This is a genomic window from Saccharopolyspora shandongensis (assembly GCF_900106995.1).
GTDB lineage: Bacteria > Actinomycetota > Actinomycetes > Mycobacteriales > Pseudonocardiaceae > Saccharopolyspora > Saccharopolyspora shandongensis.
Genome location: NZ_FNOK01000021.1, coordinates 126,491 through 146,377 on the forward strand (window position 1 = coordinate 126,491; position 19,887 = coordinate 146,377).

Genomic DNA, 19,887 nt, shown 5'->3' on the forward strand with positions numbered 1-19,887 from the left:
TGCCGTCTTCGAGGCCGTAAAACCAGCCTTTCAACGAATCACGACACCTTGTGTCATATTTTTGATAAGAGTGGATCTGTGCGTGCCGATCGGTTGGTCTCGCTGGTGCTGCTGCTGCGCCAGCGCGGTCGGATGACCGCGGATGCGCTGGCCGACGAGCTGGAGGTCTCCACCCGCACGGTGCTGCGCGACATCGAAGCGCTGTCCTCGGCGGGCGTCCCGGTCTACGCCGAACGCGGCCGACATGGCGGGTTCGCACTGCTGCCCGGCTTCCGGACAGAGCTCACCGGGCTGAACCACGACGAGGCTCTGGCCCTGCTGACCGCCGGGTCAGGGCCAGGTGAGCAGGTCTTCGGCCTCAGCTCAGCGCTCGCCTCAGCCATGCGCAAAGTGGTGGACGCCCTACCCGAAGGCCACCGAGCCAGCGTGGGCGACGCTGCCCAACGATTCCTCATCGAGCCGGAAACCGACCTGCTCTCGCGCCGACTGGTCACCGAGGACGTGCCGGGCATGGTGATGAGTGAAGTCCGCCGCGCAGTGCTGGCCGGACACAAACTGCGCTTCCACTACGCGGCACCTGACAAGACGCCTCACTGGCACACGGTGGACCCGATCGGCCTGGTCACCGTGCGTGATCGCGCCTACTTGCTGGCCGCCAAGTCCGGCGAGGATCGCACCTACCGGCTGTCGCGGATGCTGGCCGCCGAGGAACTTCTCGAGCCGGCACAGCGACCGGATCAGGTTGATCTGGACCGAATCTGGCGAGAACGCAGCGCACGGTTCCTGTCCGAGAACCACATCCCCGTGCTGGTGCGGGTCAAGCCCGCGCGGCGGGAGGAGCTGCTGAACACCGCGCGGGCCGTCCGTGCCGAGGAACCCGAGGCAGACGGCTGGCTCCGGCTGGAGGTGACTTTCGAGGACCTCCGGCATGCGGTGTGGGCACTGTGGCAACTCGGCACCGACGCGGAAGCTCTCGCGCCCGAATCGTTGCGTGCCGCTCTACACGATCGCGCCGCCGCGATCGCCACCTGCTACGAAGAGTCATCCCCGGAGTGAATCGCGCCCCGAGCACTTCGCGCCAACACGGTTGCCTGTGATCGGCTCCACTCGGAGGGCTGAGGCCGCTTGGAGCGAGAGATTGCCCCTGAACCGCTGTGAATGCTTTGCCGACGACCGGCGTCGCGTCGACCTCCGTCGATGTCGGCGCCGGTCGTGGTCTGCGTGGCTCTATCCGTGGTTTGTGACGTCGGTTGTTCGCCAACGTTGACACCGTCGCGTCAGCCTCCGACGTGGTGTTAACGAAACGCGACACCACCTGCCAGCCGATCGATCAACAGGCGCGCCAAGACACTACACCGCAGGCTGCTGGGCCGGGGTACTGCGCGCCGCGGAGTGGCACGCCCCGGCGCCGCCTGTGGGTGGGGTACGAGCCGAATGCGCCGGGAAGGGGCTGCCTGGTCCTGCTTCCACTGGTCATGAGACACCGTCTGCCCATTGTGGACAGTATGGGCGACGAGGCGTCACCAGTGCGCACGCTTGCATGCGACCAGCAAGCACCTGGAATGGCACCGACCAGGTCGATTGGTGTGACAGGCGAGTGCCAGCGTGCCCCCGTCTTCGGGCGCCACCTCCGACACCGGGATAAAGCCCATGTCCGTGGCCTAGGGCTCAGAGGACCTGGGACACGACTCCGGTGCCGACGGTCCTGCCTCCTTCGCGGATGGTGAACCGCAGTCCCTCTTCCATGGCGACCGGCTGGATCAGGTTGACCGTCATTTCAGCGTTGTCGCCTGGCATGACCATCTCGGTGCTGTTGTGCAGTGCGATGGTCCCAGTGACGTCGTCGGTAGGGAAGGAGAACTCGGGGTGGTAGCGGTTGAAGATTGGGTTCTGCCGTCCTCCCTGCTCCCTGCTGAGGAGGTGGACGTCAGCGACAAAGGTGGTGTGAGGCGGGGGCGTGTCGCTCTTGATCGTCTCATCGGACACCGAGCTGTCCGGGTGCCGATCCTGGCCGGTGGTGAAGTGGCGCAGGCTGATTAGGCCGGTGGGGTTGGACGTAGTGTCGATGCCGAAGTGGATGCCCTGGCCAGGTTCGCGGAGGTCGATCTCGTCGGGCACGTCGTCGAATAGGCACAGCAGTACGTCCGGGGCCGGGTGGGCGCGGCGCAGTTCGGGGACCGGGGAGCCATCGCGGGTTGCGGTGAGCTCGAAGTCCGGCCACGCCGGCACGAGTGCGGATTTGATCAGAACTCCCGCGCGTGGAGGCTCGGCGGTGGTGGCGCGGGCGATGGCTTGGTCGAGGTAGGGGGCCAGTCTGGCGTCCAGTTCGGTGTGGGTGCCGGTGGATTGGGCCCCGGCGACCAGGGCCTCGATCCACGCCTGGTCGATGCGGAAGAGGCGCAGCGACTCCGGGGGCAGGAGGGCCGGATCGGGGACGAGTGCGGGCAGCGGGACACCGGCGAGGAGTGTGAGGTCGTCCAGCCGTGCGGCAAGTGAGGCACCGCGCTGGTTCGCGGTAGCGGCGAGGCGCTCCTGGGCGCGGGCCGTCTCGGAGTCGGCGGCCGGTGGCGCCTCGCCCGCGGACGGGGCGGCTGGCACGTCGGTCAGGTTGGGGGCGCAATCTGCGAGCTGCCGCCGGGCGCGCACCATCTCCGCGGTGTAGTCGGGGTCCGTGAGGGCGATCGAGCGGCCCAGGGTCCACGCGGCGGCGTAGCTGACGTCGAACAGGCCGTGCTCGGCCTCGTAGATCTCGGCACCGGCGACCGGAATGCTCGGACTCTGGACCGGAGTGAACGGTCCCCGGTACCAGGCGTAAGTGGACTCGCCGCTGGCCGCACGCAGCGACACCGGAACATAGCCACGGTCCAGTAGTTCCCTCGCGTCCTGGCCGACGCCGTCCTCGGTGCCCGGCCTCCGTGTGGCCAAGTCCTTCAAGAGTCCTGCCACGTCCAGCCGCCCGCCCGGATCGTGGCTGAACGACCAGGACCACAGGCTGGCCAGCCGAACCCGCGTGCCGTCAGCGGGTAGGTGACCCTGGTAGCCCTCCAGGGAGACCAGGTGCACCGCGTAGGAGCCAGCGGGGCGCGGGAAGCGGTTGGCGGTGATCACCGCGTACTCGCCCTCAGCGAGGATCTCACCGCCGCTGAGCGCCTGGGGGTCGCTCACCTCACGCGTGCGCGCCAGGCAGGACAACTCCGCCTCCGACGGGACGGCGGCGGAAAGTAGCGAGGCGGGCACGTCGATGGTCCGGCACATGGCGGCCTCGGTCTCCGCTGGCACGTCCAGGGCCGGCCCCAGCGTGTCTGGCTCGGCCGGCGACAGCAGCTCGCCGACAGAGCGCGTCACTGCCAAGCCCGCCGCGTACGGGTCGTCGGGCAGCTCATTCTCGGCGAACACCAGCAGCGCCAACCACGGGGCCCGGGGGCCGCTGGCCCCCGACCGGGACATGGCCCGCTCCCACGGCAGGGGAGCACGGTTCAGTACCACGTGCGGGAGGATCAACGCGTAGTCGCACTGGCCCGCTGACGGGTAGGAAGAGATCACCTCCGAGTCGTACCCAGAGAACCGAACCGGCTGGGCAACGTGATCACTCATGGCTGGCGTTCCTTCGGGATCGGCGCCGCGACGGGCCATCCGCCAGTCACACGGCAGGTCACTGTCCGCACCGGGACCGCCTCAGCGTCACGGCTTGATCAGGACCGGGATATCTCTCCTCGCTCGCCGGACCACGGATGGTCCAGCCACTTCACGCCCGCCCAGTGTCCGGGTCGGCACGCTTCGGGCGCATCGGCAAAACCGTCACACCATCCGAATGGGCACCCGTCAAAGGCACAAGAAACGTCGTCGACGACACCCGATCGTCAGCGCTAACTGATCCAGCGATTGAACCGGCTACGCCGAGACGATCTCGACGCTCACTTCCCCGGCCTGCTCGGCCTCGCCATACGTGATCGCCACAAGAGATGTCTCATGACCAGCGGAAACAGGACCAGGCGCCCCTTTCAGGCGTATTCGGTTCGTACCCCTGGGTGGTGTCGAGATTCGGAGACATCCAGCTACATCAAGATCGCGTAGCGACGTCGAAATTGGGCGACCAGAGATGTCACTTTCCACGGCCAAAATCATCTGCGCTGCCACCCGAGTTCAGAGCTCAAGCTCAGAGCTGGTCGAGGTCGATGCTGTTCGTGATCGCGTGGTATCCGGTGTCGGTCGGATGCAGGCTGTCGTCGTAGACGTAGCCGGGCCGGGGCAGCCCTTGGTGTGCGGGGTCGGCCATCACCCGGTCGAAGTCGATGACCGAATCGAACTCGCCGCCGGTCCGAATCCATTGGTTGACCTCGGTGCGGACCTCGTCGGCCGCGTCCTGGTCGTAAGGCATCGGGAAGCCCCGCAACGGAATGATGGTTGCGCCGACCGCCTTGATGCCGCGGGCGTGCGCGGCCCGGATGAGCTCCCGGTAGCCCTCGATCATCCGTTGCGCGGAAATCCGGCCGTCCGGGGGGAAACAGGGCTCTGGGCTGGTGAGGTAACCGCCCAACAGATCGTTGCCGCCCAACTCGATGACGACGGTTCGAACGCCCGGCCGGGACAGCACGTCCCGCTGGAACCGGGTGAGAGCGGCCTCCCCGTAACAAGGTGAGTCGGACAGCAGCCGGTTACCGGCGATCCCGGCGTTGGCCACTGCGGTCGGGCGATGAGCTTCGGCGAGCCGCTCGGCCAGGATGTCCGGATACCTGCTGTTGGCGCCGGAGGTCGAGCCGACCCCGTCGGTGGCGGAGTCGCCAAAGGCGACCACCGTGTTCCGCTGCGGCAGGGCGGGGTCGGAGGTTTCGACCGCGGTGAGGTAGTAGGTGGACTCGGTGGACTCGGTGTAGGCATCACCGCCGCTGTCCTGGAGGTGGTCTCCGGCGGCGCGGTAAGACGTGGCCAGCCCCATCCGGTGGAAGGTCGCCGGGCCGGTGGGATCGGTGAACCGCAGGGTCACCGCCAGCTTCTCCAGCGGCGTGGTCGGCAGCGGAACCGGATCGCTTACCAGTTCCTGACCTGCCGGGATCACCGTGGCCGGAGCACCGGCGAAGGTGAGCGTTCGCATCGTGTCGGGCCATACCTGGGCGTTTGCGCCGTTGGCCAGGCCGGGCCGGGACGGATTGGCCGTGCCCGGCAAGCCGACCGTCGCACCCGCCACCCGCAACGGCGAACTGCCGTAGACGTTGGACAACCTGATCCTGATCTGGGAACCGCCGGTGCTGACCCGGACCACCTGGCGAAGCGTCTGGTCGGCGAAGCCCTGCTGCGACCAGTTCGGCCCGAGGTCGTCGTTGCCGGCCACCGGTCGTTGAGCCGACGTCGCCCACGCCACCGCCCACTTCGAGCCGGTGCCGGCTGCCCCGGCGGCCGGTTCGGTGGCCGACGGCGACGCGCAACCGACGGCACCTAGCAGCGAGGTTCCGACGAGCACCGCCCCGGCGAGTGCTGTGACGATCCCCGGCCTTCGCCGGGACGTTTTCGAGGTGGGCATGGGGGCAGTTCCTCCGTGTCGTTGGCGCCCTGTCGGCAGGGCGGTGAGCAGTACGACTGATCCCACCGCTTCACCGACCGGGAGTCATTACGGCTGCTACCCGAATCTCGGGTATGCCTGGCCCTACCCGCCACGAGCCGTGGTGATCGGTGCCGAGCGTCTCGGTTCGTCCGGCGAGGGCGAACTGCGTTGAACTGTCCACAAAGGAATCGCTCTGGCCTGTGTCAACGGACGCGACACGATCACGTCGACATGGTCCCAGTGATTGCCGAGTTGGCGTCTTCGCCTGCAGCGATGCTTGAACAAGCCCCACCGGGTAGGGCGGGTGGGTGCACGTGGTGAGCTGGCCTGCCTTGACCAGCTTGACGCCGTTGGCGGTGGTGATACCGGCATTACCGGATGCGCATGCGGGCACTAGCAGGGTGAGCGCGGTGACGAGCGTGGCCCGGGCCATGCGCAGGATCCCGATCGAAGTCCAGACTTGACTTGTTTACACATCTCAAAGAAATGCTTATTGTTCGGAGATGCTCGACTCGAGGCATGTCCGGGTGTTCGACGAGGTCGTGCGCACCGGCTCCTTCGCCGCGGCGGCAAGGAATCTCGGTTACACGCAGCCGGCGATCAGTCAGCAGATGAAGGGACTTGAGCGCTCGGTGGGCACACCGCTGTTCGTGCGGGCGGGCCGGGGGCTTCGGCTCACCGAGGCCGGCGAGGTTCTCGCGCGCCACGCCGAAGGCATCCTCGGATCGATCTCCTCCGCGCAGAACCAGATGACCGCCATCACCCGCTTGAAGGCCGGCCGCATCCGGATCTGTGCGTTCCCCAGCGCGAGTGCGACGCTGATTCCGCCGACCGTGGCGTCGATCAAGGCTCGGCATCCTGGAATCCGAATCGAGTTGCTGGAGGGCGAGCCACCGGCGTCGGTCGACGCCTTGCGGCGCGGCGACTGCGACATCGCCCTGGCGTTCACCTACGAGGCCGCGAGCGAGCAACCCGACCCGGACGAGCTGTTCAGGCTCGAACTGCTCGACGACCCGCTGATCGTCCTGCTGCCGCGGAGCCATCCGCTGGCCCGGCGGCGATCGGTCGAGCTGGCCCAGCTCGCCGAGGAACGCTGGATCGCCGGTTGCGTGCGCTGCCGGAGCCACTTCGTCCAGTCCTGCGCGGCGGCCGGTTTCGAACCGGATATCGACTTCACCACCGACGACAACCTCGCCGTGCAGAGTCTGGTGGCCGCCGGGTTGGGCATCGCCGTGATGCCGAGGATGGTGCAGTCGTTCATCCGTCACCCGAAGATCGTCAGTCGGCCGGTGACCCCTGCGGACTCCCGGACCGTTGCGGCGTACACGCTGGCCGGTCACCAGAATGTCCCGGTAACCCGGCTGATGCTGGAGGCGTTGCAGCAAGCCGCCGATTAGATGCACGGGGATGGGTGAACGCTGGGACACAGCTCGTGCGTTTCCCCGGACATAAGCGATAGCCGCTACGACGGCAAGAATCTCGAAGTAGACCGCATGGGTCGTTGCCCGGCAGGCTCATGCCCATGACACGGCTGCACGGGTTCGAAACCCTCGCGATCCACGCCGGACAGGAACCGGACTCGGGCACCGGCGCGGTGGTTCCGCCGATCTACCAGACCTCGACCTACAAGCAGGACGGCGTGGGGGCGCTGCGCGGCGGTTACGAATACAGCCGGGCCGCCAACCCGACGCGCTCCGCGCTCGAGGAATGCCTTGCGGCGCTGGAAAACGGTACGCATGCCAGCGCATTCGCCAGTGGGCTGGCGGCCGAGGACGCCGTGGTCCGCGCGGTGTGCGCGCCGGGAGAGCATGTGATCATCCCGGACGACGCCTACGGCGGATCGCTCCGCCTGTTCACCCGGGTGCTCGCCCGCTGGGGCCTGACCACGACCCCGGCCCCGCTGGCCGATCTCGCCGCCGTCCGCGCGGCTATCCGCCCGGAAACCCGGCTGATCTGGTGCGAGACACCAACAAACCCACTGCTGGGCATCACCGACATCGCCGGCCTGGCGAGCATCGCCGCGGACGCGAACGCGCTCCTCGCCGTGGACAACACCTTCGCCTCGCCGTACCTGCAGCAGCCGCTCACCCTCGGCGCGGACATCGTCGTGCACTCCACCACCAAGTACGTCGGAGGCCACTCCGACGTGGTGGGCGGCGCCGTGATCGTCCAGGACGCCGAGCTCGCCGAGCGTATTCACTTCCACCAGTTCGCCGCCGGGGCCATCGCCGGGCCCTTCGACTCGTGGCTGACCCTCCGAGGCGTGAAGACCCTGGGCGTGCGGATGGACCGCCACTGCGACAACGCCGAACGGATCGCAGCGACGCTCGACACGCACCCCGCCGTGCACGAGGTCCTCTATCCGGGCCTGCCCAACCACAGCGGCCACGACCTCGCCCGCAAACAGATGCGGCGGTTCGGCGGCATGATCTCCTTCCGGCTGGCCGGTGGCGAGCAGGCCGCGCTCGCTGTCTGCAACAAGACGCGGATTTTCACGCTCGCCGAATCCCTGGGCGGTGTCGAGTCGCTGATCGAGCACCCGGCGCGGATGACGCATGCCTCCGCTGCAGGCACCCCGCTCGAGGTGCCCGGCGATCTCGTCCGGATTTCGGTGGGGATCGAGAACGTCGACGACCTGATCACCGACCTGCTCGACGGCCTCGACTGACGCTCCTCGTTGGCCTCGGCGCAGCCCCGCGTTACGTCCATCGCACCTGTTGATCGGAGTCCACATGACCCCCGCCCCTGCCATGCACCACACGCCGCTTCTCGCCGAACTCGTCTCCGCGGTGCGCGACGTCGTGTGTCTCGAACGGTCACCCGCCGAGTCGGCGCGACTCGTGGCCGGGCAGCTCGAACCCTTCCTGTCACGACCGAATCTGCTACCGGCCGAGTACCGCGCGGGCGACCCGGAGCGGTACCGACAGCACATCGTGCACGCCGAGCCGGACGGCAGCTTCTCCGTCGTGGCACTGGTCTGGCAACCCGGACAGCAGACCCCCATCCACGATCACGTCGCCTGGTGCGTCACCGGCGTCTACGAGGGCGCGGAGACCGAGCGGCGATACGAACTGCGCGGGGAGGGCGCCACCGCCCGTCTCGTCCCGGCCGCCGACGTCGTCAACGGACCCGGCACCGCATGCGGCTTCGCCCCGCCCGGCGATATCCACCTGGTGCGCAACGCCGAGGAGTCGACGGTGATCTCGATCCACGTTTACGGCGCCGACATCAGCAAGCTGGGCACGAGCGTGCGCCGGTTGTACGACCTTCCCGTGGCGGAGAGCTGATCCGACGCCCCGGCGAATCGGGCACAGCCGCCGCTTGCCCGAGAGCCGTCGCTGTCACCGTCGTGCTTGCCGGATCAGCCGCCGCCAAGAGCGCGTGCGCCCGGTCCAGGCGTTGCAGCGGACCGGCGCTCATACCTCGGCCGCTGCCTCCCGCGGCATCCGGGCACCCAGCAGGGCCAGGCAGTTCGCCCAAAGGATGCTCAGCTGGGACGTGTTGTTGTAGAGCTTCGCCAGCAGCACCTGTCCTTCGAGCTGCGCCACGACGGATCGCGCCGCATCACGGGGGTCGACGACAGCGACCTCGTCGCGCTCACGTGCCTCGGCGACGACCGACTCGACCATGTCGACCTGGGCGTCGAATATCTCCTGCAGGCGCAGGCGGATCGCTTCGGTCTGATTGCTCAGCTCCAGCGTGAGGTTCCCGAACAAGCAGCCGGAGACGGTGCCACAGCTCTGCTGCCCCGCGCGCTGACTCGCCTCAGTCTCTTCGAAGAGCTGCCGCAGCCGCTGCAGGGGTTCGGCGTCGCTGCGCAGGACGCGGGTCCATTCGCGGCGCTGGCCGGCCCAGTGCTCGTCGAGCACTGTCAAGGCCAGAGCTTCCTTGGACTCGAAGAAGTAGTAGAAGCTCCCCTTGGGAACCCCGGCCGTCTTGCAGATCTCGGCCACGCCCAACGCCGAGTAACCACGCAGCTCGATGAGCGACTGCGCGACGCTGAGGATCACCTCTCTGGCATCACTGGTCCGTCCCATGGTTGCAAGTATACGACCGCTCGACTAATTTGTACTAGACCGGTCGGCTATCTTTCCGGAAGTCGCCCGGCCGCAGTCCGCGACCGCTCACGGCGGAAGCCGCTGCCCGCCGACACGCACAGACGAGAGCCGAAGCAATGAGCCATCCGATGCATGAGGTCCTGCGGCGCTGGAAGGCCGCTTTCGACAGCCATCAGCCCGACGCCATGGCCGATCTGTTCACCCCCGACGCCTACTTCCAGGGCTTCGGACCCGCCGTCCTCACGGGGCGGGACGCCGTGCGGGGCTACTACGAAGCCGTACCGGCCGGCCGAAGGGCCGAGGTGACGGTCCTGCATGCCTACACGATCGGCGAGCAGGTCGCCGGAGGCTTCGCGGACGTCACGTTCAGCGACGCGCACGGCTGGGAGGCGCATGTGCATCTGTCGCTGGTCCTCTGCCGCGACGACGGCGGCTGGCGGATCCGGCAGTACCACGTGTCCCGCGTCGACGCCGAGCAGTAGCAGGTCGACGCAGAGAGGCAGCGAACATGGCTAGCCCGGCCGAACACTGGGCGTGGGCCGGCCAAAACGCGAGCAGCAACCCGTGGACCAGGGTCATGCCCAACGCCACTGCGGCACCGGCGCAGACCAGGAACGGCCGCCGGCACTGACGCGCGGCGGAACTTGATTCCTGGACTGCCGTCGCCAAGGCTGTCGACGCCTGATTCCTTCCACCGCCGTCAGGAGATCACCATGACCGCTACCGGCCCGACCAGGTCAGCTCCGCATCGCGTTGCACTCGGCACCTGGCCCAGCCCGCTAGAGCCCGCCCCGCGCCTAGCCGTGGCTCTTGGCCTGGGCAAGGAAGATCTGTGGTTCAAGCGCGATGATCTGGTCGGGCTCGGTGGCGGTGGAAATAAGACGCGGAAGCTCGAGTTCATAGTCGCTGCCGCACTTGCGGCGGGAGCAGACACACTCGTGACTGTAGGTGCACCGCAGTCGAATCACGCCAGGCTTACTGCGGCCGCCGGGGCACGCTTCGGATTGGACGTCGTGCTTGTGTTCCCGGGACATCCCGGGGGAACCCGATCCGGCAACATCACACTGGATGCTCTGTTCGGCGCGCGCGTGCACTGGGCTGGCAAGGTTGCCCGTGAGCAGCTCGACGAAATCGCGAGAGACATCGCCAACCAGCTTCGCAAGGACGGTGCCCACCCCGCCGTCATTCCTTTGGGCGGATCCAGCCCAGTCGGAGCGCAAGGGTACGTCCGTGCCGGCGAAGAGTTGTCAAGCCAGCTGCCCGGCGCTCACACCTCCGTGGTTGCCCTCGGCTCCGGTGGCACGATGGCCGGCCTCGTCGCAGCGCTCGGATCCGAACATGTTCTCGGCATCGACACCGGCGCAATCGCAGAACCAGCCAATGTCGTTTCTTCCTTGGCGACCGATACATCCGGCCGGACAATAACGGCGGAAGGGCTGTACATCCGCACCGACCAAGTCGGGGAGGGCTATGCCCATCTCACCGAGGCCACTGCGGACGCGATCGAGCTGACCGCTCGTACCGAGGGCGTCGTACTCGACCCCACGTACACCGGCCGCGCCATGGCAGGGCTGATCGCCGCCGTACGTGATGGCATGATCTTGCGTGGCCAGACAACGGTTTTCTGGCACACCGGCGGCCTGCCGGGGCTGTTCGGCCATCCCCAGGCGCTACAGCGCTTCGAAAGCACCCTCCGGCAGTACCCTTGACCGCACGTCGCCGCCCCTGCTGTGAGCACGATGAGATCTCCGGCCTGAGACATCCGTCGGGCGTGGTCGGGCAGGTAGGCAAATAGGTGTCGCAGGTTCTTGCGGGCGTAACGGATCCAGTGCCGCTCGCTGGGAAATCCCAGCAGCACCTGCGCGATGGCCAAGCACAGCAGTTCAGCGTCGGTCAAAGGTAGGCGCCCGACGCGCCGCGGGCCGATGACGTGAACGTCCAGGAAGCAGTGCGGTGACGTCAGAAGGGTGTCCAGATCGTTCCTCCAGAGGTAGCCGCAGCGCCGCCGGACCCACACCTGTAGTGGACCTCCACGGGCCGTGGTCCTGGTGGCCGGTGGCCCGGACCGCTGGTGCTTGGCGTGTGTCGGTGTCCGAAGGCGTTCAGGCGTGGGAGGCCAGCCTCCGCAGGATCTGGGCGGCGGGCTCCGCCGTGGCGTGGTGGTACCCGGTTCCAGCCCACAGATTGATCCGTTCGGGGTCGCCGGCCGCTGCGGCGGCCTGGCGCATCGGCCTGGTCAGATGGTGCAGGGCGGGGTAGCCGGAAGGGGCGAGGTCGCTGTAGTCATCGGTGAACCGGTTGGCCAGTGCCCGTGCGGGCCGGCCCGTGAACGCCCGGGTCACCACAGTCCGGCGGCGCGCCGGGTCGGCCAGTGCAGCCCGGTAGGGGAGTGACGTACCGGCTTCGTCCGCCCGCAGCAGGACCGTGCCGACCATCACCGCCTCGGCGCCGGTGCGCAGTGCCTCGGCCACCTCGGCCGGGGTAGCCAGCCCACCCGCGGCGACCAGCGGCAGCGACACCGCCGCCCGTATCCGCGCCAGCAGATCGGTCAGCGGGACGGAGGCCGGGACATGCTCCGGGGTAAGCGTGCCGGAGTGCCCTCCGGCGGCCGACGCCTGGACAACTAGCACATCGACGCCCGCGTCCGTGGCGAGGCGGGCCTCCGCGGGGGACGTGACGGTCTGGACGACCAGGGTTCCGGCGGCGCGCAACGAGGCGATGACGGCTGCGTCCGGTACGGCGAAGGTGAAGCTGACGACCGGTACCGGCTCGGACAACAACAAATCGATCTTGTCCTGCCAGTGGTCGTCGTCCTCGACGATTTCCGTTGCCCGGACGTCGATTTCGTAGGCCCAGGCCTCGGGGGCGATCGCTGCGGCATAGCGTCGGAATGCTTCCGGATCGACCGGCAGGGGGTTCGGCGCGAAGAGGTTGACCCCGAAGGTGATGCCGTGGCCACGGACCTCGGTGATCTGTTCGGCCAGCGCGTCAGCGGTCTTGTATCCGCCTGCGAGGAAACCCAGTCCGTTGGCGCGGGCCGCCGCTACGACCAGTGCGGGGGTGCTGGGACCGCCGGCCATCGGCGCGGCCAGAACCGGGTTGTCCACGCCGAGAACGTCCAGTGGCGAAGCCATAAAGCATCTTCTTCCTCGTGAGATGCGGACTTGCTTGATTCGGGACGGGAGAACGGCCCGTCCATCCGGTCACCGCAAGAGCTGATGCCGGTCGGTTCGCCGTCAGAACCAGACGCCCCGCCGGCAGCCGATTCCAGGGCAGCCGGCAGGGGCGCGGACGACGCGCCCCTGCCTCGGGCCCGCACAGGCAAGCCCGACCACATCTGCGCTCAGTACCCGGCGCTCTGGCCACCATCGACATGGAGGATCTCGCCGGTCACGAACGGGGCGTCCTCGAGGTAGATCACCGCGTCGACAATGTCGCTCACCTCGCCCATGCGGCCGACCGGATGCAGTGCCGCGAGCGCCGCGTGGTTCTCCTCGGGATGCATCGGCGTCTTGATGGTGCCCAGCGACACGGCATTGCTGCGGATGCCGCGGCCGGCGTATTCGATGGCAAGCGCCCTGGTGGCGGACTGCAGACCGCCCTTGGTCAGGGAAGCGAGTACGGAGGTCACGTTGGAGTTGGCCTGGTCGGCGAGCGTGCTCGTGATCTGCACGACGTGCCCGCCGCCCTGCTCGAGCATGCGCTCGACCGCGAGCTGGGTGATACGGAAGAAGCCGTGCAGATTCACACCGAGCACCGCGTCATAATCGTCCTCGGTGTAGTCGGTGAAGGGCTTCGCGATGAAGATCCCCGCGTTGTTGACCAGCGTGTCGATACGGCCGAACCGCTCAACTCCCGCGGTGATGACGCGCTCGGCGGTCGCGCGGTCGGCGATGTCGCCCTGGATGGTGACGACGTCCGGGTCGCCCGACGCGGCGATGCGGCGTGAGGTGGCCACGACGCCGTAGCCCAGCTTTCGGTAGGCCGCGACAAGGCCCGCTCCGATGCCTTGCGACGCGCCGGTGACGACCGCGACCTTCTGAACCTGCGTGCTCATGATGACCTTCTTCGAGAGAGATGGGCCGACCGCGTACTAGCCGACCGGTCTACTATAGTAGTAGACGACCGGTCGAATTATTTCAACGGGCGTGTGGTGCGCGCCTCCGGGCGGCAGGACGCGCGCCCGCGGAATGCATCGGCGGCGACCCCGCCTCTACATGTCGTCGCCGGTGGCCGGGCGAGGTCGTGCGGAGAGAAGGAGAAACGTCATGAAGGAGTTCCTGGTCGAGCTCACCACCACCGTCCCCGAGGGCACCGCCCCGGCCGAGGTCGACCGTCGTCGCGCCGCGGAAGTCGTACGGGCCGGGGAGCTGACTGCGACCGGTCACCTCGTCAGGCTGTGGCGCCCGGTCGGCGAGCTGCGCAGTATCGGCGTGTGGCGAGCCGACGACGAGGGTGAGCTGTACGCGAAGGTGCTCGGCACGCTGCCGCTCTGGCCGTGGATGACCGCGGTGGTGACGGCCCTCGAGCCTCACCCCAATGACCCGGGCGGGTCTGCCATCACCGCCTGATCGCGCAGGCCCCAAGGGCCACTGCATCCGGTCTTTGACTTCATCTGGACCGGTCGTCTATAGATTAGTAGACCGGTCGTCTAGTGGCCGGATTCCCGACAACCCCACCAGAAACCTCACAAGGAACGGAGCCGCCGGCGTGGCCACTCCCGTCAAGCTGTCGATCGTCTACTACTCCTCCACCGGCACCATCGCCGAGATCGCCAAGGAACTGCGCGATGCCGGGGTGAAGGCCGGCGCCGAGGTCCGCCTGGTGAAGGCCGCCGAGTTGGCCCCGCAGGCGGCAATCGAGGCCAACCCGGCGTGGGCGGCCAACCACGCCGCCACCGTGGACATCCCCGAGGCGACACCCGAGGACATCGAGTGGGCCGACGCCGTCCTGTTCGGATCCGCCACCCGGTTCGGCAACATCTCCTCGCAGCTCAAGCAGTTCATCGACACCCTCGGCGGGCTGTGGGCGCAAGGGAAGCTGGCCGACAAGGTCTACAGCGGCTTCACCTCGTCCGCGACCCTCCACGCCGGCCAGGAGACGACGCTCCAGGCGCTCTACACCAGCGTCCACCACTTCGGCGGCATCGTGGTCGCGCCCGGCTTCACGGACCCGGTCAAGTTCGCCGACGGCAACCCCTACGGCACCTCGCACGTGGACGGGCAGGGCACGAACCCGGTGGACGACACCACCCGTGCCGCCGCCCGGCATCAGGCCGAGCGCATGGTGAGGATCGCCGCACAGCTCAAGGCAGCCTGACCGGCTGCCCGGAGCGTCAGGACAGGCCGGCGCCGCCCCTGCCGGCGGCGCCGGCCGAGACGTTCACCGCCCCGCCGCAGGGCGCCGGCCCGGCCCGGCGACTCGGCCCCCCCGCGCTCATCGCAGCGTTAGGTCACGCGGTGCTCGCGCTCGCCGGAGTGATCGGATGAAGGCATGGCATGCCACGCTGTGGTCAGCGGCAATGCACTCGCATCACGCTGACGACGACGTCGAGCTCGGCCACTTGGTGCATGACCTTAAGAACGAGATGTAGCACCCAGTCATGGAGGACGTCTGCGAGGTCAGCTTCACCGTTCGGTGCGAGCCACACACTCTGCGCAGCGGAAAGAGATGCGGCTTGCGGCCATGGATTGTGGTCAAGGACAACGCTGGCGACGAGCTCCAGGAACGGGTCAGGGCAGCGCTTTCGGTGGGAGTTCGCGGCGACAGGATTCCCCGCACCCGTATCCGTTCCACTCATGCGGACAACGCTCGCAGCCCTGATCTGTGTGGAGCCGGCAGCATGTCCTGATCACGATGAGCAACGGTCGAGCACTCGTTCCGAGCCGGTACCGGGGCGCGCAACTTGCCGAGATGTTCACGGTTTCGCCGCATGGAGCTAGCCACGCCGCACTTTGCGGTCGCGATTCGCCGATAACGTCCGTTTCCCCCATATCGATTTGCAAGGGACGACGATGAGCGAGCAGTCCGACCTTTCCGCTACCCCCGAATCGACCGAGGCCGGTGTCGGTCGGCGCCAGTTCATGGCGCTGGGCGGTCTGGGTGCCGCCACCGTGGCGCTCGGCGCCACAACTCCTGCGGCGTCGGCGGCGCCCGCGCCGGCTGCGCAGACCGCGAACCTGCGGTTCCGGGCGGACGGCACCTACAAGATCGTGCAGTTCAATGACACCCAGGATGACGAGCGCATCGACCGCCGCACCCTGGAGCTGATGAACGCCGTGCTGGACGACCAGCGGCCCGACCTGGTCATCCTCAACGGCGACAACATCACCGGCGGCTGCGACACCGAGCTGGAGATGCGGCAGGCGATGAACAACATCGTGCAGCCGATGGAAGAGCGAAAGATCCCGTGGGCCGTCACCTACGGCAACCACGACGAGGACTCCACCGCGAAGGGCGGCCTCGACGAGTCCGAGATGCTGGAGTTCTACCGGTCCTACGCCTACAACGTGAACGAGCTGGGCCCGCGCGGCGTCACCGGTACCGGCAACATGAACCTGTTCGTCCACGGCTCACGGGGCAACGACCCGGAGTTCAACCTGTGGCTGCTGGACAGCGGTCGCTACGCGCCGGGCAACATCGCCGGGCAGGACTTCGCGGGCTACCCGACCTGGGACTGGCTGCGGATGGACCAGGTCGCCTGGTACTTCCAGCGGTCGGTGGAGATCGAGCGGCAGGTCGGCCGGAAGGTGCCGGGTCTGATGTTCATCCACATCCCGTTGTGGGAGTACCGCTTCATGTGGTTCGGCAGCGTCGACGGGCGCACCGACGCCGACCACGCGCGTGGCGTGGCTCGGCACGGCATCGTCGGCGAGCGCAACGAGGCCGAATGCCCCGGGCCGTTCAACAGCGGCATGTTCAACGCGATCCTCACCCGAGGTGACGTCAAGGGCGTGTTCTGCGGGCACGACCACGTCAACACCTACCACGGCGACTACTACGGCGTGCTGCTCGGTTACGCCGGCAACACCGGCTTCGGCACCTACGGGCTGTCCGGTGCCGAGCGCAACCGGCTGCGCGGGGCGCGTGTTTACACCCTGAACGAGAACACCGAGAACGTGCTGGACAGCACTTACATGGTCTTCGCCAAGGACTACGGCATCGACCTGACCGCGAACGACCAGAGCATCGCCCCGATGCCGCTGCCGTCCTGATCGGACACCCCGGGCTGCTGGACGTCGTTCCGGCGGCCCGGGGTCGCGGCGAGTGCCGGTGATCAGGGGCGCAGGCGCGCGCTGAAAGGTGAGTTCGGCTTGTTGTTGCGAGGACATCGCGTCCTCGGGGAGCGTTATCGCCTGCGCTTTTCCGCATCGGCGACCCACCCACACCTGCACCTGGCCCGCTGGCCGGCCTACTCCACGAGCTGCTCGCCCAACGCTCCGCTTCCTCCGGGCCGAACAGCGAATCCCTGTCAGGGTTCGGGCGGGTGGCGACGGCGCGAGCAGGTATGCCTGCTGGAGGCCGCGAGGATCAAGCCGCCTGCGAGGAGGAGGGCGTTCCCGAGAGCTATGCCTGCTCCGACAGCCCAGAGTGCGATGGCCAGTACGAGCCAATCCACCTGGCTGGTCCTGGTGTGTGGTCTTTCCGGCCTGGGGCGGGTGCAACCGGGCTCCGGTGGTCGCATGCCACTCCTTTTCCTCGCGCCGAGCGGCCTGGCTGGTTTCCGCGGCGGTGAGCGGCGAACCAGGCCAGGAAAGGCCAGGATGTACCAGCCACTCGGCAGGAGTGTTGTCCGTTTCCTACAGCCGGCGAAGCTGTTTTTAGCGGTTCCGACAGTGCCGGATCAGCGTTCTACGGCGGTCAAGTCGACCGTCAGTCGAGGTTGAGCAGCTGATCGAACTCGCCTGCCGGACGCGCCCGGGTGGGCAATGCGTGGACGAACGGCAGTAGTTCGCGTTTGGCGACGTCGTAGAGCCGGCGGAGTTCGGTGACCGGGTCAGCATGGTCATCGACCCGCAGATCCAGGTACGGGTACGGATGGCCGTGGTGCACGAACAAGCAGGCGCTCTGCTTGCCCCGCCGGTCGCCTCCCGCGCCCTGGCCGGCTTCCAGCGCCGCCAGCAAGCGCTCGGCCAGCGGGGCCTCCGCGGTGGCCTCGAACCGCTCGGCCATCGCGTCGACGGTACCGCCGTCCACGAGGATGTTTCCGGCCACCGCATACCCGTTGCCCACGCGGTGCCCGCTCCACGGATGGGTCTCGGAACCGGTGTGCGCAGCCGCTCGGCCGAACCTGTCGACCATCGCTACCTGACGGGCATCGGCACCGGGATCCCGGGCGAGAACGCGGTGCAGCGCCTGCTCCGCGGGATGGGACCGCAACAGCTCCAAGCCATCCACCCCGAGCAGCGGATTGATCAAAGCCTGTGTCGCTATCGCCCCGGATTCCGCGTGCGCGAACACCGACAGCGCCCCGATCGCCGGCATCCGGCTGCTCACGGCAACACCGCACAGCCCGGCAGCCTGGTCATAGGCCACGATCGAGAACGTGCCTGCGAGCACAGCTCATCCCGCCTTTCAGTCGCGTCGATTCATTCGCGGCACAAAGCCTTCCAGATCTGGTCCGGACGGCTCGATGCGCGGGGCTGACTTCGGGGTCTGACCGGGCTTTCGGTCAGCCCTTGCCGGGCGGTTCGGCGCCGAGCCGTGCCGAGACGCCACCCGTCGCTTGCGGGCGTGGGCGGGTGCTGGTCTTGGAACGCGGCTGGCCTGCGAGTGCGGTGTGGCCGCGGTGGTGGTTGTAGGTGTGCAGCCATCGCGGTAGTGCTTCACGCGTTCGGTTTCCGACTCGAGAGAGAGGTCGTCAGGTAGGTATGTAGGCTGCGGGGTCGGCTACCATGCTGGCGGAGTAGTCCGCTGTGGAGGAGGTCTCGCGTGGCCGAGGACAGCGCCACGGAAGGCGGCCCCACTGCCCGGCGTCTTGTGCTCGGGGGCCAGCTGCGCAGGTTGCGTGAGGCAAAGGGGATTTCCCGTGAGGATGCCGGATACGCCATTCGCGGGTCCGGGTCGAAGATCAGCCGGCTGGAGCTGGGCCGGGTCGGTTTCAAGGAACGCGACGTCGTCGATCTGCTGACCCTCTACGGCGTGACCGACGAGGCGGAGCAGGAGTCCTTTTTGGGCCTGGTGCGCCGGTCGAACGAACCTGGTTGGTGGCACCGGTTCAACGACCTGATGCCCTCGTGGTTCCAGGACTACGTCGGCCTGGAGGAATCGGCCTCCCGCATCCAGACCTATGAGATCCAGTTCGTGCCTGGCCTGCTGCAGACGGAGAAGTACGCCCGCGCGGTCGCCACCCAGGGCCGTCCCGAGTTCCCGGACGACGAGGTGGCCCGGCGAGTACGGCTGCGCATGCAGCGCCAGAAGCTGTTCACGCGACCGAAGCCGCCGCGGCTGTGGGCGGTCATCGACGAATCGGTGCTGTACCGGCCGATCGGCGGCCAGGAAGTGCTCCGGGAACAGATCGAGCATCTGCTCGAGGCGACCACCATGTCCGCGGTCTCGCTGCAGGTCCTGCCGTTCGACGTCGGTCGTTCCGGGGCGGAGGGCCCCTTCACGCTGTTGCGTTTCGCCCAGCCGGAAATCCCCGACATCGTCTACCTGGAACATCTCTGCGGCGCCCTCTACCTCGACAAACCCGAGGACATCGAGGTCCACAGCGCCGCTCTGCACCGTCTCACCACCGACGCCCTCACGCCGGAAGACACCCGCAAGACGCTGAAAGCCGCGTTGAACCGCTCCTCTTAACGGCGCGTGTCGCGCAGCGGGCCCGCAGGAGATGATGTGCGGCCGGGCGACTTGCGCATCCAGACGCCGCGCACGCGTCGTATGCCGCTCGCCGGCATTCCAAACCCGACACGGGATGTCATCAGGCTCAGTCCGGCTTCTGCGCACCCTTCATACACCGAGCGCCACCCTCCGTACACCACAACGGGCGACATCACTACCTGCGGATGGGTCTTGCCCCGGGGGGATATTGCCCGCATCATCACAATCAACGCATGCACGTGCATTTGCTCGTGCGCCTGCTAGGGTGTGTGCACGATCAACTACACGTGCAGATGATCGTGCAGCGTTAAATTGGGGGAGGGTGGGGTCCGGTGACGAACATCCAGAACGGTATGCCCGCGCAGCAGCTTCGCAACGCGGTGTGGCGTAAGAGCCGCCACAGCGGAGCGGTGGGCAACTGCGTCGAATTGGCACCGTTGGTCGACGGCGGCATCGCCGTCAGAAACT

At 67.7% G+C, this 19,887-nt stretch carries 16 protein-coding genes and 1 pseudogene; 11 read left to right on the forward strand and 6 right to left on the reverse strand.

Annotated features, from left to right (window positions below):
* Positions 1-78: 78 nt before the first annotated feature.
* Entirely contained in the window at positions 79-1,056 is a 978-nt protein-coding gene (locus BLW84_RS22775; RefSeq protein WP_093268454.1) for a helix-turn-helix transcriptional regulator, read from the forward strand.
* A gap of 612 nt (positions 1,057-1,668) precedes the next feature.
* Here BLW84_RS22775 and BLW84_RS49245 read toward each other — a convergent pair.
* Both BLW84_RS49245 and BLW84_RS22785 read right to left on the reverse strand, forming a co-directional pair.
* Positions 1,669-1,971 (reverse strand): annotated as a pseudogene (locus BLW84_RS49245) (EF-Tu C-terminal domain-related protein); the annotation flags it as partial.
* Positions 1,972-4,156: 2,185 nt separating this feature from the next.
* On the reverse strand, positions 4,157-5,518 hold the full coding sequence (locus BLW84_RS22785; RefSeq protein WP_093268457.1) for an SGNH/GDSL hydrolase family protein: 1,362 nt from the start codon (positions 5,516-5,518) through the stop codon (positions 4,157-4,159).
* A gap of 524 nt (positions 5,519-6,042) precedes the next feature.
* Here BLW84_RS22785 and BLW84_RS22790 point away from each other — a divergent pair.
* From BLW84_RS22790 to BLW84_RS22800, 3 genes are all read left to right on the forward strand, one after another.
* Positions 6,043-6,936 carry a LysR family transcriptional regulator gene (locus BLW84_RS22790; RefSeq protein WP_093268459.1) on the forward strand — a complete coding sequence of 298 codons (894 nt, stop codon included), beginning with the start codon at positions 6,043-6,045 and terminating at the stop codon, positions 6,934-6,936.
* Between the two features lie 119 nt (positions 6,937-7,055).
* Entirely contained in the window at positions 7,056-8,207 is a 1,152-nt protein-coding gene (locus tag BLW84_RS22795) for a cystathionine gamma-synthase (RefSeq protein ID WP_425441737.1), read from the forward strand.
* A 64-nt stretch (positions 8,208-8,271) separates the two neighbouring features.
* Positions 8,272-8,826, forward strand: coding sequence for a cysteine dioxygenase family protein (locus BLW84_RS22800; RefSeq protein WP_093268462.1), 555 nt, complete (start codon positions 8,272-8,274; stop codon positions 8,824-8,826).
* A 129-nt stretch (positions 8,827-8,955) separates the two neighbouring features.
* Here the strand turns inward: BLW84_RS22800 and BLW84_RS22805 are convergent, their stop codons facing one another.
* Positions 8,956-9,576, reverse strand: a complete 621-nt coding sequence (locus BLW84_RS22805) for a TetR/AcrR family transcriptional regulator (RefSeq protein WP_093268466.1) — start codon at positions 9,574-9,576, stop codon at positions 8,956-8,958.
* A 149-nt stretch (positions 9,577-9,725) separates the two neighbouring features.
* Here BLW84_RS22805 and BLW84_RS22810 point away from each other — a divergent pair, with 149 nt between their 5' ends.
* Complete coding sequence (locus tag BLW84_RS22810; RefSeq protein ID WP_218157429.1) at positions 9,726-10,079, forward strand: SgcJ/EcaC family oxidoreductase; 354 nt, start codon at positions 9,726-9,728, stop codon at positions 10,077-10,079.
* Positions 10,080-10,310: 231 nt separating this feature from the next.
* The gene (locus tag BLW84_RS22815) at positions 10,311-11,306 is read left to right on the forward strand and encodes a D-cysteine desulfhydrase family protein (protein ID WP_093268471.1); all 996 of its coding nucleotides are present in this window, start codon (positions 10,311-10,313) and stop codon (positions 11,304-11,306) included.
* Between the two features lie 393 nt (positions 11,307-11,699).
* Here BLW84_RS22815 and BLW84_RS22820 read toward each other — a convergent pair whose 3' ends face one another.
* Both BLW84_RS22820 and BLW84_RS22825 read right to left on the reverse strand, forming a co-directional pair.
* Positions 11,700-12,731 (reverse strand): NAD(P)H-dependent flavin oxidoreductase, encoded by a 1,032-nt coding sequence (locus tag BLW84_RS22820; RefSeq protein WP_093268473.1) that lies wholly within the window; start codon positions 12,729-12,731, stop codon positions 11,700-11,702.
* Positions 12,732-12,940: 209 nt separating this feature from the next.
* Positions 12,941-13,654: an SDR family NAD(P)-dependent oxidoreductase gene (locus tag BLW84_RS22825; RefSeq protein WP_093268476.1), complete on the reverse strand. Its 714-nt coding sequence runs from the start codon at positions 13,652-13,654 to the stop codon at positions 12,941-12,943.
* A gap of 211 nt (positions 13,655-13,865) precedes the next feature.
* On the opposite strand from BLW84_RS22825, the gene BLW84_RS22830 reads away from it, so the two are divergent.
* The 3 genes from BLW84_RS22830 (at position 13,866) to BLW84_RS22840 (ending at position 16,811) form a co-directional block, all read left to right on the forward strand.
* Complete coding sequence (locus tag BLW84_RS22830) at positions 13,866-14,168, forward strand: muconolactone Delta-isomerase family protein (RefSeq protein ID WP_093268478.1); 303 nt, start codon at positions 13,866-13,868, stop codon at positions 14,166-14,168.
* 139 nt (positions 14,169-14,307) lie between these two features.
* Positions 14,308-14,916: an NAD(P)H:quinone oxidoreductase gene (gene wrbA / locus BLW84_RS22835; RefSeq protein ID WP_093268481.1), complete on the forward strand. Its 609-nt coding sequence runs from the start codon at positions 14,308-14,310 to the stop codon at positions 14,914-14,916.
* Positions 14,917-15,611: 695 nt separating this feature from the next.
* Positions 15,612-16,811, forward strand: coding sequence for a metallophosphoesterase family protein (locus BLW84_RS22840; protein ID WP_093268484.1), 1,200 nt, complete (start codon positions 15,612-15,614; stop codon positions 16,809-16,811).
* Between the two features lie 658 nt (positions 16,812-17,469).
* Here BLW84_RS22840 and BLW84_RS22845 read toward each other — a convergent pair.
* Entirely contained in the window at positions 17,470-18,132 is a 663-nt protein-coding gene (locus BLW84_RS22845) for a DUF1028 domain-containing protein (RefSeq protein WP_218157430.1), read from the reverse strand.
* A 396-nt stretch (positions 18,133-18,528) separates the two neighbouring features.
* On the opposite strand from BLW84_RS22845, the gene BLW84_RS22850 reads away from it, so the two are divergent.
* Both BLW84_RS22850 and BLW84_RS22855 read left to right on the forward strand, forming a co-directional pair.
* Positions 18,529-19,398, forward strand: coding sequence for a helix-turn-helix domain-containing protein (locus BLW84_RS22850; protein ID WP_093268489.1), 870 nt, complete (start codon positions 18,529-18,531; stop codon positions 19,396-19,398).
* 374 nt (positions 19,399-19,772) lie between these two features.
* A partial coding sequence (locus BLW84_RS22855) for a DUF397 domain-containing protein (RefSeq protein ID WP_177226640.1) occupies positions 19,773-19,887 on the forward strand: 115 nt, incomplete at its 3' end.

Bases quoted from the DNA above. Each gene is read 5' to 3' on its own strand.
- BLW84_RS22785 (WP_093268457.1), bottom strand. From the start codon at position 5,518: ATGCCCACCTCGAAAACGTCCCGGCGAAGGCCGGGGATCGTCACAGCA.
- BLW84_RS22790 (WP_093268459.1), top strand. From the start codon at position 6,043: ATGCTCGACTCGAGGCATGTCCGGGTGTTCGACGAGGTCGTGCGCACC.
- BLW84_RS22795 (WP_425441737.1), top strand. From the start codon at position 7,056: ATGCCCATGACACGGCTGCACGGGTTCGAAACCCTCGCGATCCACGCC.
- BLW84_RS22800 (WP_093268462.1), top strand. From the start codon at position 8,272: ATGACCCCCGCCCCTGCCATGCACCACACGCCGCTTCTCGCCGAACTC.
- BLW84_RS22805 (WP_093268466.1), bottom strand. From the start codon at position 9,576: ATGGGACGGACCAGTGATGCCAGAGAGGTGATCCTCAGCGTCGCGCAG.
- BLW84_RS22810 (WP_218157429.1), top strand. From the start codon at position 9,726: ATGCATGAGGTCCTGCGGCGCTGGAAGGCCGCTTTCGACAGCCATCAG.
- BLW84_RS22815 (WP_093268471.1), top strand. From the start codon at position 10,311: ATGACCGCTACCGGCCCGACCAGGTCAGCTCCGCATCGCGTTGCACTC.
- BLW84_RS22820 (WP_093268473.1), bottom strand. From the start codon at position 12,731: ATGGCTTCGCCACTGGACGTTCTCGGCGTGGACAACCCGGTTCTGGCC.
- BLW84_RS22825 (WP_093268476.1), bottom strand. From the start codon at position 13,654: ATGAGCACGCAGGTTCAGAAGGTCGCGGTCGTCACCGGCGCGTCGCAA.
- BLW84_RS22830 (WP_093268478.1), top strand. From the start codon at position 13,866: ATGAAGGAGTTCCTGGTCGAGCTCACCACCACCGTCCCCGAGGGCACC.
- BLW84_RS22840 (WP_093268484.1), top strand. From the start codon at position 15,612: ATGAGCGAGCAGTCCGACCTTTCCGCTACCCCCGAATCGACCGAGGCC.